19 protein-coding genes are annotated in these 18,716 nt (G+C 71.1%); 8 read left to right on the forward strand and 11 right to left on the reverse strand.

Going from position 1 to position 18,716, the window contains the following annotated elements; translation table 11 throughout:
• From HMPREF2863_RS02405 to HMPREF2863_RS02415, 3 genes are all read left to right on the forward strand, one after another.
• Positions 1–688, forward strand: a 688-nt coding sequence (locus HMPREF2863_RS02405) for a PLP-dependent transferase (protein ID WP_210386713.1), incomplete at its 5' end; no start/stop codon positions are given.
• The gene (locus HMPREF2863_RS02410; protein WP_070637644.1) at positions 685–1,731 is read left to right on the forward strand and encodes a putative oxygenase MesX; all 1,047 of its coding nucleotides are present in this window, start codon (positions 685–687) and stop codon (positions 1,729–1,731) included. The genes HMPREF2863_RS02405 and HMPREF2863_RS02410, both read left to right, overlap by 4 nt.
• Positions 1,728–2,759: a methionine synthase gene (locus HMPREF2863_RS02415; protein ID WP_070637645.1), complete on the forward strand. Its 1,032-nt coding sequence runs from the start codon at positions 1,728–1,730 to the stop codon at positions 2,757–2,759. Before HMPREF2863_RS02410 ends, HMPREF2863_RS02415 begins: the two co-directional genes overlap by 4 nt.
• Positions 2,760–2,892: 133 nt before the next feature.
• Here the strand turns inward: HMPREF2863_RS02415 and HMPREF2863_RS02420 are convergent, their stop codons facing one another.
• The 8 genes from HMPREF2863_RS02420 to HMPREF2863_RS02455 all read right to left on the reverse strand — a co-directional run bounded on the left by HMPREF2863_RS02420 (position 2,893) and on the right by HMPREF2863_RS02455 (position 12,224).
• Complete coding sequence (locus HMPREF2863_RS02420; protein ID WP_067189381.1) at positions 2,893–3,690, reverse strand: SCO1664 family protein; 798 nt, start codon at positions 3,688–3,690, stop codon at positions 2,893–2,895.
• Positions 3,687–4,232 carry a DUF3090 domain-containing protein gene (locus HMPREF2863_RS02425; RefSeq protein ID WP_067189379.1) on the reverse strand — a complete coding sequence of 182 codons (546 nt, stop codon included), beginning with the start codon at positions 4,230–4,232 and terminating at the stop codon, positions 3,687–3,689. The genes HMPREF2863_RS02420 and HMPREF2863_RS02425 overlap by 4 nt, the downstream gene beginning before the upstream one ends.
• The gene (locus HMPREF2863_RS02430; protein WP_210386714.1) at positions 4,229–4,963 is read right to left on the reverse strand and encodes an MSMEG_4193 family putative phosphomutase; all 735 of its coding nucleotides are present in this window, start codon (positions 4,961–4,963) and stop codon (positions 4,229–4,231) included. The genes HMPREF2863_RS02425 and HMPREF2863_RS02430 overlap by 4 nt, the downstream gene beginning before the upstream one ends.
• Before the next feature lie 133 nt (positions 4,964–5,096).
• Positions 5,097–5,879 (reverse strand): hypothetical protein, encoded by a 783-nt coding sequence (locus HMPREF2863_RS12125; RefSeq protein ID WP_209279932.1) that lies wholly within the window; start codon positions 5,877–5,879, stop codon positions 5,097–5,099.
• A gap of 72 nt (positions 5,880–5,951) precedes the next feature.
• The gene (locus HMPREF2863_RS02440) at positions 5,952–7,565 is read right to left on the reverse strand and encodes an inorganic phosphate transporter (RefSeq protein WP_070637648.1); all 1,614 of its coding nucleotides are present in this window, start codon (positions 7,563–7,565) and stop codon (positions 5,952–5,954) included.
• 183 nt (positions 7,566–7,748) lie between these two features.
• Complete coding sequence (locus HMPREF2863_RS02445; RefSeq protein WP_067189373.1) at positions 7,749–8,933, reverse strand: M20 metallopeptidase family protein; 1,185 nt, start codon at positions 8,931–8,933, stop codon at positions 7,749–7,751.
• 68 nt (positions 8,934–9,001) lie between these two features.
• A complete protein-coding gene (locus HMPREF2863_RS02450) occupies positions 9,002–10,573 on the reverse strand; it encodes an AbgT family transporter (protein WP_082739618.1) in 1,572 nt (523 codons plus the stop codon).
• 136 nt (positions 10,574–10,709) lie between these two features.
• The gene (locus HMPREF2863_RS02455) at positions 10,710–12,224 is read right to left on the reverse strand and encodes an acetyl-CoA hydrolase/transferase family protein (protein WP_070637650.1); all 1,515 of its coding nucleotides are present in this window, start codon (positions 12,222–12,224) and stop codon (positions 10,710–10,712) included.
• Positions 12,225–12,432: 208 nt separating this feature from the next.
• On the opposite strand from HMPREF2863_RS02455, the gene HMPREF2863_RS02460 reads away from it, so the two are divergent.
• Positions 12,433–13,719, forward strand: coding sequence for a DUF4921 family protein (locus HMPREF2863_RS02460; protein WP_070637652.1), 1,287 nt, complete (start codon positions 12,433–12,435; stop codon positions 13,717–13,719).
• A 1-nt stretch (position 13,720) separates the two neighbouring features.
• Here HMPREF2863_RS02460 and arfB read toward each other — a convergent pair whose 3' ends face one another.
• Entirely contained in the window at positions 13,721–14,161 is a 441-nt protein-coding gene (gene arfB / locus HMPREF2863_RS02465) for an alternative ribosome rescue aminoacyl-tRNA hydrolase ArfB (protein ID WP_070637654.1), read from the reverse strand.
• Between the two features lie 34 nt (positions 14,162–14,195).
• Between arfB and HMPREF2863_RS02470 the strand changes: the two genes are divergently transcribed.
• A complete protein-coding gene (locus tag HMPREF2863_RS02470) occupies positions 14,196–14,687 on the forward strand; it encodes a SixA phosphatase family protein (RefSeq protein ID WP_070637656.1) in 492 nt (163 codons plus the stop codon).
• A gap of 9 nt (positions 14,688–14,696) precedes the next feature.
• Here the strand turns inward: HMPREF2863_RS02470 and HMPREF2863_RS02475 are convergent, their stop codons facing one another.
• A complete protein-coding gene (locus tag HMPREF2863_RS02475) occupies positions 14,697–15,341 on the reverse strand; it encodes an SIMPL domain-containing protein (RefSeq protein WP_070637658.1) in 645 nt (214 codons plus the stop codon).
• A 25-nt stretch (positions 15,342–15,366) separates the two neighbouring features.
• Positions 15,367–16,002, reverse strand: coding sequence for a hypothetical protein (locus HMPREF2863_RS12005; RefSeq protein WP_067189364.1), 636 nt, complete (start codon positions 16,000–16,002; stop codon positions 15,367–15,369).
• Positions 16,003–16,215: 213 nt separating this feature from the next.
• Between HMPREF2863_RS12005 and HMPREF2863_RS02485 the strand changes: the two genes are divergently transcribed.
• From HMPREF2863_RS02485 to HMPREF2863_RS02495, 3 genes are all read left to right on the forward strand, one after another.
• Positions 16,216–16,449 (forward strand): FitA-like ribbon-helix-helix domain-containing protein, encoded by a 234-nt coding sequence (locus HMPREF2863_RS02485; protein ID WP_070637660.1) that lies wholly within the window; start codon positions 16,216–16,218, stop codon positions 16,447–16,449.
• 149 nt (positions 16,450–16,598) lie between these two features.
• Complete coding sequence (locus HMPREF2863_RS02490) at positions 16,599–18,044, forward strand: serine hydrolase domain-containing protein (RefSeq protein ID WP_070637662.1); 1,446 nt, start codon at positions 16,599–16,601, stop codon at positions 18,042–18,044.
• Positions 18,041–18,712, forward strand: coding sequence for a GOLPH3/VPS74 family protein (locus HMPREF2863_RS02495; protein WP_070637665.1), 672 nt, complete (start codon positions 18,041–18,043; stop codon positions 18,710–18,712). Before HMPREF2863_RS02490 ends, HMPREF2863_RS02495 begins: the two co-directional genes overlap by 4 nt.
• Positions 18,713–18,716: the final 4 nt, after the last annotated feature.

Here is an 18,716-nt window from a genome sequence, read left to right on the forward strand (position 1 = left end):
GGTGCACTCCACCACCAAGTACATCGGCGGGCACTCGGACGTGCTCGGCGGCGCCGTGGTGGTGGCCGACCGCGAGTTCCGCGGTCGGGCGCTGGCCGAGGCGGTGGCCTACCAGCAGTTCGCCGCCGGTGCGGTCGCCGGCCCGCAGGACTCCCACCTCGCCGCCCGCGGCCTCAAGACGCTCGGCCTGCGCATGGACCGGCACGGCGCCAACGCCGCCGCGCTCGCGGGCTGGCTGCAGGGCCGCCCCGAGGTCGCCCAGGTCTTCTACCCCGGGCTGCCCGACCACCCGGGCCACGAGCTCGCCGCGCGGCAGATGGACGGCTTCGGCGGCATCGTCTCCGTCCGGCTGGCCGGGGGAGAGGCCGCGGCCCGCGCATTCGCCGAGGCCACCGAGCTGTTCGCGCTCTCGGTCAGCCTCGGCGGGGTCGAATCGCTGCTCTGCTACTGCTCCGAGATGACCCACGCCTCCGTGCGGGGCACGCACCTGGCCGTCCCCACGGACCTGGTCCGGCTCTCCGTCGGCATCGAGGACGTGGCCGACCTGCAGGCGGACCTCGAGACCGGCCTCGAGTGCGCCGCACGCGTCGCCGCCGGCCGCGGGGCGCCGTCGTCGTCCGCGGTGCCCCGTCCCGCCCCCGCCCACCACCGCACCACCGGTGCCCGCACCCCGGAGAGGACCCGATGAGCCACGCCACCCTTGTTCCGAGCACCGTCCCCACCCGCGTGGACGACCTGACGTTCAGCATCCACACCACGCCGTTCGACGAGGACTACACGCCCGCCGCCAGCACGCGCGCCACCACGAACTTCGCGAACCTCGCCCGCGGCGCGGACCGGCGGGAGAACCTGCGCGCCGCCCTGGCCATGATCAACGGGCGCCTCAACGACCTCGCCCCCTGGGACAACCCGGAGCGGGACCGCTACACGGCACGGATCGAGATCGTCTCGATCGACGTGCACTTCACCGCCGACGACGGCGCGGACGTCGGCTTCCCGCTCATGGAGATGCTCGACGTGCGGGTGGTCGAGCGCGCGACGGGCGCCGTGCTCGGCCGCAGTGTGGGCAACAACTTCTCCTCCTACGTCCGCGACCACGACTTCTCCGTGGTGCTGCCCGCGCACGCGGCGACGTCGCCGGGGACCGAGGAGCCCGACGGCTTCGGCGACCTGCACGGGCGGCTGTTCCGGCACCTGCTCGACTCGCAGGCATACCGGGAGCGGTTCCCGCAGCAGCCCGTGATCTGCATCAGCGTGTCCACGAGCCGCACCTACCGGCGCCTGACGAACGAGCACCCGGTGCTCGGGGTCGAGTACCGCCAGGACGCGCACTCCCGCACGGACCGCTACTTCGGCCGGATGGGCCTGGGGATCCGGTGCTTCCTGCCGCGCGGGGCCGTTGCGCCGCTGGCGTTCTACTCGCGGGGCGACCTGCTCAACGACCACGCGAACCTCTCCCTGGCCGGGCTGATCGCCACCATGGAGACCTTCCAGCGGATCTACCGGCCGGAGATCTACAACGCGAACGCCGGGGCCGGCGAGGTCTACCGGCCGCGCCTGGACCACGGCGACTTCTCGCAGACCCGGATCGTCTACGACCGCGAGGAGCGGGCCCGCCTCGGCCGGGAGCAGGGGGAGTACACGCAGGAGCACTTCATGGGCCCGCACCGCGACCTGCTGGAGCGCTGGGCCGCCGCCCACGCCGCACGAGACACCGAGGAGAGCCGATGACCACCCTGATCCCCACCACCCTCGTCGGAAGCCTGCCCAAGCCCGGCTGGCTCGCCGAGGAGGAGACGCTCTGGTCGCCCTGGAAGCTCGAGGGGGAGCGGCTGCGCGAGGGCAAGCTCGACGCGCTCGCCCTCGCCGTGGCCGACCAGGAGCGCGCGGGCATCGACATCGTCTGCGACGGCGAGCAGACCCGCCAGCACTTCGTCACCACGTTCATCGAGCACCTCGGCGGCGTGGACTTCGACCGGCACGAGACGGTGCGGATCCGCGACCGGTACGACGCGAGCGTGCCGACCGTCGTCGGGGAGGTGGGCCGGCCGGCGCCGGTGTTCGTGGACGACGCGAAGGCCCTGCGCGCGCGGACGGACCGGCCCATCAGGTGGACCCTGCCCGGGCCGATGACCATGATCGACACCCTCGCCGACCGCCACTACGGCAGCCGCGAGAAGCTCGCGTGGGAGTTCGCGCGCATCCTCAACGAGGAGGCGCGGGAGCTGGCGGCGGTGGGCGTCGACGTCGTGCAGTTCGATGAGCCCGCGTTCAACGTGTTCTTCGACGACGTCCGCGACTGGGGCGTGGCGACGCTCGAGCGTGCGGCCGAGGGCCTGACGTGTGAGACGGCCGTGCACATCTGTTACGGCTACGGGATCAAGGCGAACAACGACTGGAAGGCCACGCTCGGTCAGGAGTGGCGCCAGTACGAGACGTCGTTCCCGCTGCTGCGCGAGTCCACGATCGACACGATCGCCCTGGAGCGGCACCACTCCCGGGTGCCGGCGGAGCTCATCGGCCTGCTGCGCGGCAAGAAGGTGATGGTCGGCGCGATCGACGTGGCGAGCGACGAGATCGAGACGCCCGAGGAGGTTGCCGCGACCCTCCGGGAGACCCTCGAGTTCGTGGACGCGGACAAGCTGATCGCGAGCACCAACTGCGGCATGGCGCCGCTGGCTCGCTCGGTGGCACGGGACAAGACGGCGGCGCTCGTGGCCGGTGCGCGGATCCTCCGGGAGGAGCTGGGCGAGCAGTGAGGGCTCCTCTTCACCAGCGTCTTCACCAGCGTCGAAGACCGGGCCAGGACTCCTGCTGCGAAGAGCAGACGTGCCGCAGGGACGTCCGTCGGCGCCGTTCAGGCCAGAGCCGGCCGCGGCATCCCGTCGGTGCTCAGAACAGTGGCCAGGGCACCGCGGGAGTGCGCCCGCTCGGGGGAGGAAACCGTCCGTCGTCGAGAAGCTGGGCACAGCGGTGGGTGAGCGCGGCGATCTCCTCAGCACCCAGCAGCTCCGACAGCCCCCGCCCCAGTTCACCGTCGAGTCCGTCGAGGACCCGGCCGACGCCGTCGTGCTCGTCCTCGGTCAGCTCCTCGCCGAGCCAGCCCCACAGCACCGTGCGCAGCTTGTCCTCCACATGGAACGTGAGCCCATGGTCCACGCCGTGGCGGTGTCCGCCGGGCATGGTGAGGATGTGCGCGCCCTTGCGGTCGGCGTTGTTGACGATCACGTCGAACACCGCCATGTGGCGCAGCGCCGGCGTGTCTTCATGGGCCAGGACCAGCCGGTTCCCGTCCTCGTCCTCGCCCTCCAGCACGGTCCGCCAGCCCGCCGCCGGCACCTGGTCCGCCGGGAACAGGTCCACGGCGTCCTGCCCAGGATCCTGCTCTTGCCAGAGCTGCACCATGCCCTCGCCGAAGGGGCCGTCGCGCAGCCAGGTGCGCGGCGCGATCTCCCACTCCAGCGCCTCGGACACCAGGTGTGCGGCCACCTCGCGGCGGGCCAGGGTGCCGGCGGGGAAGTCCCACAGCGGGGCCTCGCCGGCCACCGGCTTGTAGACCACCGGGGTGTTCCCGATGGCTCCGAGGAACGTGGCGTTGGACGCCGTCGTGATCCTGCCGGTGAGCCTCAGCTGCCCGGACACCAGCTCGCCGCCGTCGAGGTCAGCGCCGCCCGGCTCCGCGGCGGTCATCGCAGCTCGGGCGGGGAGCAGTCGTGACCGTCGGGGTCGATGGGCTGGCCACAGTCCGAGCAGAACGGACGTCCGGCGTCCACGACCTGACGGGTGCGCCGAGCGAACGCCCGCGCGGCGCCGACCGGCATCCGCACCCGCACCGCCTCGGACTCCGGCTGAAGCATCTGCTCGGCGGCGTCGTCGGTCAGCGGATGCACGTCCACGATCACCTGCGCGGTGCTCGGGTCCCAGCCCAGGCCGATGGCGCCCACCCGGAACCACTCCTGCACCGACTCCAGCGGATCGTTGTCCACGAGCTCGGCGGGCGTGCTGGCCGGGACGCTGTGCGGGTTGTCTTCCTGGGCCATGAGCTCGTCGAGGAGCTCGTCGATCATCTCCGCCATCAGCGCCGACTGCTGCTTCTCCAGGGCCAGGCTCACCAGCCGGGGCCCGGTGCGCACCTGCAGGTAGAACGTCCGCGCTCCCGGCTGGCCGATCGTCCCGATGACGCACCGGTCCGGCCAGTCGAACTCGTGGGCGGGGGCAGGCAGGTCGGTCATGCCTCGATCCTAGGGGTCGTCCCGGACGCCTTGTCGACGGCGGCGCCACCGGCACCTGCGCCGCCGCCCACCGGCGCGTCGTCGGCCGGGGCGAGTCTCGAGAGCCAGGCGAGGTCCCCGGCGTCGGTGTTCATCGCCCAGACCCGCGGGCGGGCCGGACCGTAGCTCACCGCGGACACGGAGGCGGGCCCCACCTCGATCCGCTGGAACAGATCCAGGTGCATGCCGAGCGCGTCGGCCAGGATCGACTTGATGACGTCCCCGTGGCTGACGGCCACCCACACCGCCCCGGCCCCGTGCTCGGCCTGGACGGCGGCGTCGTGCTTCCGGATCGCCGCCGCCGCCCGGGCCTGCATGCCCGCCATGGACTCCCCGCCGGGGAAGACGACGGCGGACGGCTGGGTCTGCACCGTCGCCCACAGGGGCTCGGTGGCCAGGTCGCTGAGCGCGCGTCCCTGCCACTGGCCGTAGTCGCACTCGGTGAGGTCTGCCTCGACCGTGGACACCACCGTGGCCGGCTGGCGCTCGACGACGGCCCGCGCGGTCTGCGCGCACCGCTGCAGGGGGCTGGCCACCACCGCGGCCACGGGCACCGCGGCGATCCGCTCCGCGGTGCGGGCCGCCTGCTCCCGGCCGTGCTCGTCCAGGTCGACGCCGCCGGTCCTGCCGGCCAGGATTCCGGTCGCATTGGCCGTGGTGCGGCCGTGCCGCACGAGAAGTACCGTCGCCATGTCCTCAGCCTACTGACGGGCGGCTCTGGCCACCTCGTTCGGACAGTCGGAGGACGACGTCGAAACGGGACCAGCCGGATGCGCCGGAGCTCGCCGCGGGAACTGCCACCGGCGCCGCCGGGTCAGCGGCTGGTCAGCGCCGGGGCTGCGGCGTCCAGTGCAGACGCAGACCCGGCACCGCGGACAGCGCCTCGTACGCGGTGTCCGCGGCGTCCTCCAGGCCATCGGCCACGTCCTCACCCGCCGAGGTCAGCAGGATCACAGCGTGGTCCTCGCCGCCTGCGACGCCGCCGGGGTCGGCTCGCCAGCCGCCCTCACCGCGCACGCCGTCCTCGTCCGCGTCCAGCGACTCCATCCACCGCGCCGCCGCCTGGGCCGCACCGGGCCCGATGACATCGAGGCGCAGGGTCGCGGCAGATCCGTCGTTGCCCGGCGGGGTGCCCCACAGCCAGTCCAAGTCGACCTCCCATCGTTCGGCGGACGGGGACCGCTGGTCGTCGGCCGGCGAGGCCGCCGGGCGCGGATGCGAGTTCCAGGTCGTGTCGGTCTCCTCGGGCTGTTGGGGTCGCCTCGGCCCAGGGCGCCGGCGCTGGGCCGCCACCGCGTCGTCGATCGCGGCCTTCCACTCCTGGCGCCCCGAGAGCACGAAAGCGTGCTCGGTCCCGTCCGCCAGCTCCACGGCCAGGGAGTTCGGGGCCAGCGGAAGAACCCCCAGGAACTTCGTCCACACGGGGCGGGTGCCGCGGACCTGGTCGAGCGGGATCTGCACCGGCTCGGACTGGACGTTCAGCGTGTGCGGGGTGAAGACCAGGCGGTCGCTGACCAGGCTCAAGTGGCCGCCCACCGTCTCGAGTCCGCGCTGGAGGTTGGCGCGGCCGCTCATGTTGTCCGGCTGCCGGGGATGAGGGGTGGTCATGGGCAGGTGCCTCCGTGTTCAGTGACGCTCTCGCATCAGGCTGCTATGACGCACACAACGCTAAACCCTCGGTCAGCCTCCGAACACGGCGCGCAGCACCGTCACACCGATGGCGCCGATGATCGCAGCGGCCGGGAGAGTGATGACCCAGGCCAGCGCGATCGGCTTCATCAGATCCCAGTTCGCGGCACGGTTCACGATGCCCACACCGAGCACCGCACCGATCAGGATGTGGGTGGAGGAGACCGGCAGGGCCAGCATGGACGCGGCCATGACGACGCCGGCCGCGGCGAGCTCGGCGGTGAAGCCGGACGCCGGGTGCATCTCGGTCAGCCCGGTGCCGACGGTCTTGATCACGTTGCGGCCGATGAACCACAGACCGCAGACCAGGCCGATGCCACAGGCCAGCATCAGGGCGCCGGGCACGGCGGCCTCGGCGTTGATCTCCTCGGTGCGCAGCACGTCCACGATCGCCGCGAACGGGCCCACCGCGTTGGCGATGTCGTTCGAGCCGTGGCTGAACGCGAACGCGGACGCCGTGAACACCTGCATCCAGCTGAACAGCAGGAAGGTCGACCGGGACAGGGACTGCTTCTTCAGGGTCTTGGCGAAGATGAAGACGGCCATCCACACGGCGGCACCGACCATGAGCATGATGAGGATGTTGCCGACGTTGTCGATGTTCAGATCCAGACTCTTCAGGCCCTTGAACAGCAGCATCGACGTGATCACGATCGAACCGCCGGCCGCCAGCAGCGGCACCCAAACCTGCAGCGCGTGCTGCGAGTTGACCTCGTCCTCCTTGGACTCGATCGCGTCCAGCTCACGGTAGTAGTCCGACTCCAGCTCGTCCGGCTCGTACTCGTGACCGGAGGACTTGGTGGCGGCGTCGCGGGCCATGGCGTTGGTGTAGGCGATCTGCTGCACCTCGGAGAGACGCTCGAACGCCGTCTTGTGCTTCTTCCGCAGCTCGATGCGCTCCAGCCGCAGCTCGCGCATCTTGGCGTCGGCCTCCTCGTTGTAGACGAGGATGTGCTTCTTGATCGCCCGGTACAGGACCCAGGCCACCAGTCCGCCCAGCGCGGGGGAGAGGACCCAGGACAGCGCGATCTTGCCGATCTCGCCCCACTGCACCATCTCGAAACCGCCGACGCCGGTCTGCAGGCCCAGGGTCACCGCTGCGCCGACGATGCCGCCGACGATGGAGTGCGTCGTGGACACCGGCCACCCCATCTGGGTGGCGATGAGCAGCCAGAGAGCGGCGCCGATCAGGGCCGCGAGCATGATGAACACGAAGTCCATCGGCGGCAGCGACACGCTGTCGAGGTCCACGATGCCGCTGCGGACGGTCTCGGTGACCTCACCGCCGGCGATCACGGCGCCGCTGACCTCGAAGACCGCGGCCACCAGCAGCGCCTGCTTCAGGGTCAGCGTGCCGGCGCCCACGGAGGTGCCGAACGAGTTCGCCACATCGTTTCCACCGATGTTGAAGGCCATGAACATGCCCACGACGATCGTGGTGATCAGCAGCACCGTGTGGGTGGTGTCGGTGTAGTCGAGCGCCCAGGAGATGCACAGGGCGAGCGCCCCGATGGCGAGGATGCCGAAGGCGAGGTGCCAGTTGGTGTCGGGCCCCAGGAACCCGTTGCGTTTCAGCTCCGGGGCTTCGGTGGTGGAGGAGGACATGACGGGTCCCTTCTGCTCGGGGTCGACCCTGCTGTTCGTGGTCGACCCCGCTGCTCGGGGTCGACCACGAACGCCACCTTCCGCCAGTGATCTGACGCCGTCGTGACGGCTGGCTTGCAGAGCCGTGAACCGTCCTTGACAGGCTGGAGGCCTGCGCCTCCGAGCGTGCGCGGGGTCAGACCGTCATCCCGCCGCCAGGCGCGGCCCGTTCCGCAGCACCTCCACGACCAGCCGCAGGGCGATCGGGAACGCGTCCTCGTCCAGACCGAACCGCGGGTTGTGGTGACCCGCGTCGAAGCCCTTGGCGGCGTTGCCGGCCCCCACGAACACGTACGTCGCCGGCGCGGTCCGGGAGAAGGCCGCGAAGTCCTCGCCGCCGAGCATCGGCGGGTCGGCGATCACCGAGCCCGGGAACAGGTCCTCGCAGAGCTCATGGACCACAGCGGTGCGGTCCGGGTCGTTCCACACCATGTCGTAGCCGCGCAGATAGTCCAGCTCGCAGCTGAGTCCCGGGTTGGCCGCCTCCAGGCCGCGGACCATGTCCCGCATCGCCGCCTCCACCGTGTCCCGCACGCCGTCGTCATGCGTACGGACCACTCCACCGATGTGCGCCTCAGGCGGGTACACGTTCAGCGCCGACTGGCGGCCGGCGTCCATCCAGGTCGTGGACACCACACACGGGTCCAGCCCGGCCACCCGGCGGGACGGGATGAGCAGGAACTGCTGGATCAGGGAGCTGGCGGCGGTGACCACGTCCACGGCGTCCTCCGGGGTGGACGCGTGGGCGCCCTCGCCCCGCAGGTGGACCTCGAACAGGTCCGAGTTCGCCGAGGCCGGGCCGGGCTTGATGTCCACCGTGCCCGTGGGCAGGGTGCTCCAGTAGTGGAAGCCGAAGAAGTAGTCGACGTCCGCGAACCGGCCCGTCTCCACCATCTCCTTGGCCCCGCCGGGCGGGGTCTCCTCCGCATGCTGGAAGATGCCGAGCACGGTGCCGGTCAGCTCGTCCAGGTGATCGTGCGCCCAGACCAGGGCGGACATGATCGTGGCCGTGTGCCCGTCATGACCGCAGCCGTGCATGCGGCCCGGCGTCGTCGAGGCGAAGTCGAGGTCGGGCCGGTCTTCGGTCATGGCCAGTCCGTCGATGTCCGCGCGCAGGCCCAGCGTGGGGCCGGGGCGGCCGGTGTCCAGCGTCACCAGCAGGCTCGTCTCGGTGAGGTTCTCGAACGTGGCGCCCGGCAGACGCGGTTCGAGCTCGGCGCGGATGTACCGGACGGTCTCGTGTTCCTCGAACGAGGCCTCCGGATGCTGGTGCAGATGACGGCGCCAGGCGACGAGCTGGTCCTGGTAGGCCTCGATGTCGGCGGACATGGGTGCTCCTTTCGAACGGGGCGGGACGAGGCCGGCGCCTGGCTCGGCGCCGACCTGTCTGTGGTTCGTCACTCGGCGGGCAGGCGGATGGGGCCGTCCGGCCCCATCGGCCAGCCCAGCAGGAACCAGACGATCATCATGGCGGCCCACGCCAGGCCCATCGCGAGCGAGTAGGGCACGAGCGTGGAGATGAACGTGCCGATGCCCAGCTTCTTGTCATAGCGCTGGGCGTAGGTCAGCACGAGTGCGAAGTACGGGAACATCGGCGTGATGGGGTTCGTGATGGCGTCGCCGATGCGGTACACCATCTGGGTGAACGCCGGGTGGTAGCCCAGGAGCATCATCATCGGGACGAAGATCGGCGCCAGGATCGCCCACTTGGCGGAGGCCGAACCGACGAACAGGTTCACGAACGCGGAGATCGCGAGGATCCCGATGATCAGCACGACGCCGTCCTGACCCTCCAGCAGCTCGGCGCCCCGGATGGCGAGGATGGCGCCCATGTTGGAGGCGCTCACATAGGACAGCAGCTGGGAGGCGAAGAAGACGACGACGACGAAACTGGCCATCGTGGCCATGGACTCCACCATCATGCGGGCGACGTCCGAGGACCCGGTGATCGTCTTCGCCCGGATCCCGTAGACCAGCCCCGGGATGAAGAACGCCAGGGCAAGGATCAGCCCGATCCCGTTCATCAGGGGCGCGTCGGTGGTCAGGGAGCCGGTCTCCGCGTTGCGCAGGAACGAGCCCTGGGGGATGCAGGCGGCCACCACGAGCGCGGCGAACAGGGCCAGCGCCACCAGGGCCCAGCGGTTGGCCCGGCGCTGGACGTCGTCGATCTCCACGTCCTCCGCGTCCAGGTCCTCGGCCGCCTGGTAGGCGCCCAGACGGGGGATGGTGACCTTGGTGGTGACGATCCACAGCACCGGAAGCAGGACGCCGACGGACACGGCGATGAACCACCAGTTCATCGGCACGGTCGTCGTGATGTCCGGGTCGATGAGGACCGCGGCCTCCTGGGTGAAGCCCTGGACCAGCGCGTCGGACATGCCGATCATCAGGTTCGCCGCGAAGCCGCCGGTGGCGGCCGCATAGGCCAGGGCGATGCCGGCGATCGGGTGCCAGCCCAGCTTGAGGAAGATCAGGGCGGCCAGCGGGGGCAGGACGATCGGGGCGGCGTCGCCGGCGATGTTGCCCAGCAGGCCGATGACCGCGATCGCGGGGATGATCAGGATCTTCGGGGCAGTGGTCATGGCCTGGGTCAGGCCGGTCTCGAACCATCCCGAGCGCTCGGCCACGCCGATGCCGAGCATGATGATGAGCACCTGTCCCAACGGGGCGAAGGCGCCGAAGGTCGCGGCCGCATCGCCGATGACGATGCGCATGCCCTCCGTGCTGAGCAGATTGGTCGCTTCCAGGGTCTCGCCCGTGCCGGGGTGGACCGCGCTCCACCCGGCCAGACCGGCCACGGCGGACGCCGCTAGGGTCAGGGCGCAGAGGCCCGCGAAGATGATGATCGGGTCCGGAAGCTTGTTGCCGCTCCATTCGATCACGTTGAGGAACCTGTTGAGCAGGCCCCGGGAAGCGGCATTCCGATCTGACGCGTCGGCGGTGGTGGACCCGCCGTTGAGCGAGGTCATGGGGACTCCTCTTGAGGTTCGACGTGCGGTGAGACCTCGGCCACAGGGTCGAGGTGGAACCATAGTAGGGCGCTCGGCCCCGGGCGTTCGGGAGGCGTCCCTCGAGAGCCTCGGAGGCTCCCGGGCCGTCTGGCCATCAGCCCTGACGCATCGTCCCGGTCTCGATGTAGCGCTGGTGCCAGGCCAGGGCCTCGTCCATCAGGTGCGGGGTGTGCAGGCCGCCCGAGTCACGCATCGCGCGGTCGAAGTAGTCCTGCAGCTGCTCCTTGTAGTCCGGGTGCGCGCACGTGTCGATGATCGTGCGGGCGCGCTGCTTCGGGGAGAGGCCGCGCAGGTCTGCCAGTCCCTGCTCGGTGACCACCACGTGCACGTCGTGTTCGGTGTGGTCCACATGGGAGACCATCGGCACGATGCAGGAGATGGCGCCGCCCTTCGCGGTGGACGGGGTGAGGAAGAAGGAGGTGAAGGCGTTGCGGGCGAAGTCTCCGGAGCCGCCGAGGCCGTTCATCATCGTCGTGCCCATCAGGTGGGTGGAGTTGACGTTGCCGTAGAGGTCGGCCTCGAGCATGCCGTTCATGGCGAGGATGCCGAGTCGGCGCACGAGCTCCGGGTGGTTGGAGATCTCCTGGGTGCGCAGGATCAGCTTGTCCCGGTACCTGCCGGCGTTGGCGTTGAACTCCTCCGCCTTGTCCGTGGACAGGGAGAACGCGGTCGCCGAGGCCAGCCGCAGGGTGCCGGAGTCCAGGGCGTCGAGCATGCCGTCCTGGACCACCTCGGTGAAGGCGGTCAGACCCTTGAACCGGGACTTCACCAGCTCCGCCATCACGGCGTTGGCGATGTTGCCCACGCCGGACTGCAGCGGGAGCAGGTGCTCGTCGTAGCGGCCGTGGGCCACCTCGTGCTCGAAGAAGTCGACGAGGTGCCGGGCGATCGCGATCGAATCGGCGTCGGCCGGCTTGAACGGGGAGTTGCGGTCCGGGGCGTGGGTCTCCACCACGGCCACGACCTTGTCCGGGTCGCACTCGAAGTATGGCTGGCCGATGCGGTCGGCCGGGTCCATGATCATGATCGGCTTGCGCTGCGGCGGCAGGGCGGTGCCGTAGTAGACGTCGTGCAGCCCCTCCAGGTCCTCGGACTGCCAGGAGTTCACCTCGAGGATCACCTGGTCCGCCAGGTCCAGCCAGGACTTGTTGTTGCCCACCGAGGAGGAGGGGACCAGGGTGCCGTCCTCGCGGATCGCGGACACCTCGATCACGGCGGTGCGCATGGGGCCGTAGAAGCCGTTCCACACCGTCTGCGCCAGGTGGGACAGGTGGGTGTCGATGTACTCGATGTCACCGGAGTTGATCTTCGCCCGCATGGTCGGGTCCGACTGGAACGGGGTGCGCAGGGCGACGCCGTCCGCCTCGGCCAGCGCGCCGTCCATCTCGGTGGAGGTGGAGGCGCCGGTGTGCAGGTTGATCTGGAAGTCCTCGCCGCGGGCGTGGGCGGCCTTGATGCGTTCGGCCAGTGCGGTCGGCACGGCCTTCGGGTAGCCCGATCCGGTGAAGCCGGACATGCCCACCGTGCTGCCCGGCTCGATGAAGGCCGCGGCCTCGTCGGCGGACATCACCTTGGCACGCAGACCGGGGTGGTGGATGCGGGATGACATGGGGCCTCCATGGGGTGAGCGAGTGAGACGGGCCACCGTCCAGGGTACCCCCGGGGCAGGGAGCCGGTGTCAGCCGTCGCCCTGCAAGGAGCACGGCTGTCCAGGGCGCAGCCGCCGGCTGTGGTGCCCGTTCTTCGCCTGCACGTGCCGGCCTGCGGCAGCCGCTAGGTTGTGGCGTAGTCCCCGCCGTCCTCTCGAAGGAGCCGCCATGGCCGTGGCCGCCGATGCCCCCGACTTCCTCGTCCAGCTCGCCGACGGCACCGTCAAGCAGCGCAACCCGTTCACCGGCACCGAGGTGTGGACCGTCCCCGGCCGCGGCGACCGCCCGCTCGGCATGGCCCGCCCCGCCGCCGTCCCGCTGGACCCGTCGATGCACGGCCGCCACTGTGCCTTCTGCCCCGAGAACGTCAGCCAGACCCCGCCGGAGAAGTCCCGCTCCGTGAGGGACGACGACGGCACGCACCGCACGCTGCTGGCCGTGCCAGCCGAGGAGCTCGACGCCACCGTGGCCGAGTTCCGGCGTGTGCCGAACCTCTTCGAGATCCTCAGCTACGACTACTGGCACCTCAACCACGGCTACGAGCTGTCCGACGCCGTGCGCGCCCGCCGGGACGCCTACCTGGCGACTGCGCAGGGGCGGGCCCACGTGCTCGCGGTGATCGAGAACAAGCTGCGCGCCTCCGGCAAGACCGGCGACGAGGTCTCCGGCATGACCGAGGACGAGCGGATCGAGGCGGCCTCCGGGTTCTTCGGCGGCGGACATGACGTGGTCATCGCCCGGCGCCACTTCGTGGACGGGGCCGAGACGGACCACGAGCTGGCGTCGTCCGGAACCCTGACGCCGGAGGAGCACCGCGAGTTCATCCGGTTCACCGCCGAGGCCGCGAAGGACCTCTACGCCATGGACCCGGGCGTGCGGTACGTGTCCGTGTTCCAGAACTGGCTCAAGCCGGCCGGCGCCTCCTTCGACCATCTGCACAAGCAGCTCGTGGCCATCGACGAGCGCGGGGCGCAGAACGAGGCCGTCCTCGCCGCGGTGGCGAAGAACCCCGACGTGTTCGAGGACTGGGCCGTGGGATATGCGCGGAAGCGCGGCCTCGTGGCGGCGCAGAACGCGCACGCGGTCCTGTTCGCCGGCTTCGGGCACCGCTACCCGACGCTCGAGGTCTGGTCCACCGCCGAGGCCTCGGAGCCGTGGGAGCACTCCGCCGAGGAGCTCGGCGCGGTGTCCGACCTGCTGCACGCGGCCCATGCCGCGACCGGCGCGGACGTGCCCTGCAACGAGGAGTGGCACACCCGTCCGGCCGGTGTGGACGCCCACATCCCGTGGCGCATCTGCCTGAAGTGGCGCGTCTCCACCCTCGCCGGCTTCGAGGGCGCCACCAAGGTCAACGTGAACACCATCAGCCCGTGGACCCTGCGTGACCGGGTCCTGGCGCGGCTGCGCGAGCTGCAGGCGGAAGGAGCGCTCGCCGCGGGGATCGAGCTGGCCTGAGTCAGTCCATCCGGGGCCGGCGCCGGGCCTGCTTGATCTCGGAACGGCGCCTCTTGCCCTCGAGCCGGCGGCGCTGGGAGCCGCGCGTGGGCTTGGTGGCCCGCCGGTGCTTCTGAGGCGTCAGCGCCTCCTCGAGCAGGGCCGCCAGCCGCTCGCGGGCGGCCACGCGGTTGCGGCGCTGAGCCCGGTGCTCGGCGGCGTCGATCGTCAGGACGCCAGCGGTCAGCCTGGCGGCCAGGCGCTGCAGGACCCGCTCGCGCTGGGCGTCGGTGAACACGGAGCACTCTGTGAGGTCCAGGCTGAGCTGCACGCGTGAGTCCGTGGCGTTCACGCCCTGACCGCCGGGGCCGGCGGCCCGCGCGAACCGCTCGGTCAGCTCTGCAGCCGGGATCATGAGTCCGCGCGGCGCACCGGGGCACGGGGCGACGCGCAGATCCTTCATGCCCTCCAGTATCCCGTGCAGACACAATGGGGCCATGAGCCACCGCACCCTGATCGTCATGCGCCACGGCAAGTCGGACTGGTCCGTCCCCGTGGACGACCGGCACCGGCCCCTGAAGAAGCGCGGCCGCCGTCAGGCCGCCGAGGCCGGACGCTGGCTGGCCGCGAACATCCCGCCGATCGACCTCGCCGTCGTCTCCCCGGCCGTCCGCGCCGCCGAGACCTGGCGCCTGGCCGCCGCCGAGCTCCCGGACACCGTCCCCGAACGCGTCGAGGAACGGGCCTACACCTTCGACGGCGCCGACCTGCTGGAGATCGTCCGCGGCCTGGCCTCCGCCCCGGAGGCCCGGGACGCGAACACCGTGGTCCTGGTCGGCCACAGCCCGGCCTGCGACGAGCTCGTCGCCCACCTGACCGGAGAGCCGGTGACGATGAAGACGTCCGGGCTGGCCGTCGTCGTGATGCAGCAGTGGGGAGGGCCCGCTGAGCTGACCGCCCACGGGCGGCCACCCGGAAGCGAGGACTGAGCAGGACGGTCAGGCCTCGAAGCGGACCTGGACGGCGGCCTCGACCGTGACGTCCTCCGGGACCAAGGCGATGCCCTCGCCGCCGTTGGCCCCGTAGGCGCGGGCGAAGCGGACACCGGAGTCCTGCGCGGCCTCGCCGCCGGAGAGCAGCCCCGGATCGGCGACCTCGAGCACCCGGACCTCCCTGGCCCCGGCCGCGGCGGCCATGACCTGCGCGCGGCGTCGGGCGTCGGCGACGGCCTCGGTCAGCGCGGACTCCTCGAGCTCTCGATGGGTGGCCTCCGTCAGCTGCCAGTCCACCCAGCCGATCTCGAGGGGAAGGCGGAGCGCCCACTCGGAGGCGCGCTCGCCGAGGACGGAGGCGTCCGTGAAGACGGCGGTGACCGCCACGGACACCACGTGCCGCAGGACGGTGGGGCGACCGTGCTCGTCGTGGTCGCGCTCCACATGGGTGCCCGGCGCCTGGACAACGTACTCGTCCAGCAGGCCGCCGGCCTTCAGCTCCAGCAGCTCACCGGACAGACGGGAGGCCTCCTGCCGCACCGTCTCCAGCACCGCGGCCCTGTCCGGGCCGGATGCCTCCACACGCAGGCGGAGCCTGCCGAGCTCGGGGGAGCGGCTGATGCGGTGATGGCCGTGGACGGTGATGCGCATGGGGCGAGCCTAGCCGGAGGGTGTCTCAGTACCGCCAGTCTCCGTCGTCGGACCCAAACCACGGGTTGGGTTCCGGGGCAGGCTCGTGGGCGTTCAGGATGAAGGCGACGCGGTCGTCGTCGCCGTCGAAGGCCTCGTACTGGAGGCGGAACATCGTGGAGTAGTGCGCGTCGTTCCGAGCCCACCCCTGGCGGACCAGGCGGTCGATGCGGCGGCGTGCGAGCGCCTCGTCGATACCGGGTTCGTCCAGGGCCTCCCGGACGCGCTTCCACTCATCCGGCGCAAGATGCTCGCGATGGGCGATGAGCGCATCGAGTGCCGCCACCTTGTCCGCCGTCTCCAAGCCTTTCCACCCGGTGTGGTGCTCCTCGACCACGGTCACCGGTGCCTTGATCTCGGGCTCGCGCATGGCGGACTCCCAGTCGAAGTCCTCCTCCTGCATCAGCCGGTGGAGCCGGTTCAGGACCATGCATCCCGGAATGTGCCGTTCCCGCGCGGGGAGCATGGCACGGCAGCGCTCGGCCAGCGCAGTGGGAGGTCTGCCGATCCTGACGCCGATCTCGAAGGCGTCCTCGGTCTCCGGCAGCACGTCCGCCAGCCGCTCATAGTCCTCGCGCGCCCACGGCATGCCGTATCGGGACTCGCCTGCGGTGATGGTCATGGTCTTTCCTCCCTCCGGCGAGGCCCGTCCTCGCCTCCATCCATCGTGACCCGAATGCCGAGGCCGCCGGGGAGTTGTCCACAGGTCCGGGCGGGCGGCGGCGCGGGGCTTCGGTGGGCGGCGATGCTCGAGGGCATGAGAAGGACGCATCTGCCAAGAATTCATCGCCCGCTGCTCGCTAGCATCAGCGATAGCAATCAGGAGGCGATCGGCATGGCACAGATCCTCGTCAGGGGCCTGGACGAACAGGTCAAGCAGGCACTGGTCAGTCGGGCCGCGGCGAACGGCAGGTCCATGGAAGCCGAGGCCCGTGCGATCCTCACCGCTGCCGTGGCGCCACGGAACGTCGCCCTCGAGGTGATGGAGAGGGGGCAGGCCGACGATGGACTGGACGGACTCGTCGTCCCCGAGCGGACCGATGACGCACGGTGGGCGGACATCGGATGATCCTGCTGGACACGAACGTCCTCTCGGAGACGCTCAAGCCCTCGCCGGACCCGAGCGTCGTCGCCCCTGCCGGCTCGACGAGCGCCACCCTGAGGAAGGCCGGTCGTCTCAGCGAGTGCCGACGGGTCCTCTGCGCCTAGGGTGAGGGCATGACCCAGGACACCGCCGCCGCACCCGCCACCAGCCCGAGCCTCGACCAGCTGAAGGAGCTGGTCCCGTACCTGAGCCGCTGGCTCGCCACCCAGGTGGAGGTGCAGCAGGTGCCCGGCGCCCAGGTGGCCGTCCGCCTCGGCGACGAGCTGGTGCTCTCCGAGGCCTACGGCGAGGCCGATCAGGCCACCGGCGAGGTGCTCACCACCGACCACCTGTTCCGTGTGGCCAGCCACTCGAAGACCTTCACCGCCGTCGCCGTGATGCAGCTCGTGGAGGCCGGCCGCCTCCGTCTGGACGACACCGTGGCGGACCTGCTGGACGACTACGCCGACACCCCGCTGGCCGGCGCCACCGTCCGCGAGCTGCTCAGCCACACGGCCGGCGCCATCCGCGACGGTGTGGACGCCGACTTCTGGCAGCTGGACAAGCCGTTCCCGGACGCCGAGGCCCTGCGCGCGACCGTGGCCGAGCACGGCGCCACCTACCAGCCGCAGGAGCACTTCAAGTACTCCAACATCGGCTACGGCGTCCTCGGGGCGATCATCGAGCGCCTCACCGGCGCCGACTACGTCACCCACATGACCTCGGCGGTGCTCGCGCCGCTCGGCCTGGAGAAGACCAGCCCGGAGCTCGCGGAGGCCCAGAAGGAGGGTGCCCCGCGCCTGGTCACCGGCCACTGTCGCCCGCACGGCCGCAACCGCTCCCGGGTGACGGTCGGCAACCCGACCACCGGCGCGCTGGCCGCCGCCACGGGCTTCGTGTCCACCGCGGAGGAGCTCAGCCGTTTCTTCGCCTCGCTCACCGTCGGCAGCGGCGGCCTGCTCACCGACCGCAGCCTGCGCCTGATGCAGCGGCCCGAATCCACCGTCCCACGCGGCGGTGAGACGGGGACCTATGGCCTCGGCATGATCGGGACCACGGTCGGCGAGCGGAAGACCGTCGGCCACTCCGGGGGCTTCCCCGGCCAGATCACCCGCACCCTCGTGGACCCGGACGGCGGCCTCACCGTCTGCGTGCTGACCAACGCCGTGGACGGCCCGGCCGAGTCGTTGGCCGTCGGCCTGGTCGAGCTGATCGACCTGCTCACCACCGCCCCCGCCACCTGGCAGAAGCTGCCCGAGGGCGTCACCGAGGAGGACCTGAAGCGCCTCACCGGCCGCTACTGCTGCCTCTGGGGCGAGACGGACGTGGTGTACGGCGGCGGCCGGCTGCTCATGCTCGACCCGACCGTCTCCACGCCGCTGACCGCCGTGCAGGAGCTGCGCGCTCTGGACGCCACCACGCTGCGGGTGCAGGACAAGGACGGCTTCGGCGCCTCCGGCGAGCAGATCCCCTTCGATGTGGACGAGGACGGCACGGTCACCCGCATGCGCATCACCGGTGTCAGCAGCTGGCCGGAGGAGCAGTACCTCGCCCGCCGCGGCGCTACCCTGATGCCATGAGCGCGCCGCACCCCACCGTCACCACCGGACTGTTCCTGCTCCTGCTGCAGGAGGACGGACGCCCCGAGGCCCTGGGCCAGTACACCGGCTACGGGCTGGCGGGCGCGTTGCTCGCGGACCTCGCCGCGGCCGGCCGTGTGGACGTGGCGGACGAGGGGCACCTCATCCAGGTCAAGGACCCGACGCCCACCGGTGACCCGCTGCTGGACGAGGGCCTGACCCGGTTCCTCGGCCATGACGGCAAGCGCGTCTCGATCGCGCTGACCACCATCGGCCGTACACTCGAGCACGCCGTGGGCGACTACCTTGCCGAACGCGGCGTCGTGGAGGTCGAGGAGGGCGGCTGGCTGGGCCTGAAGCCCCGCCGCTACCCGGAGGCGGACGGCTCCATGGAGGCGGAGCTGCGCGAGGGACTCATCGAGGTGCTGCGCGGCGCCGAGCCGACACTGCAGCAGCACGCGATGCTCGGGCTCATCAGCGCCCTCGAGATCCCCACGGCCGTCTTCGACAAGCAGGACACCGGCCTGACCAACCGTGAGCTCAAGGCCCGCGCCTCCGAGCTGCGTGAGAGTGCCGGTCCTGCGGTCGCCGGCGTCTCCCGTGCCGTGCGGGCCATGCACGCCGCCGTGATGACCGGGGCCCTGTCCGCCAACGTCAGCGACCGCTGAGGGC

The organism is Micrococcus sp. HMSC067E09, from assembly GCF_001812555.1.
GTDB classification, from domain to species: domain Bacteria; phylum Actinomycetota; class Actinomycetes; order Actinomycetales; family Micrococcaceae; genus Micrococcus; species Micrococcus lylae.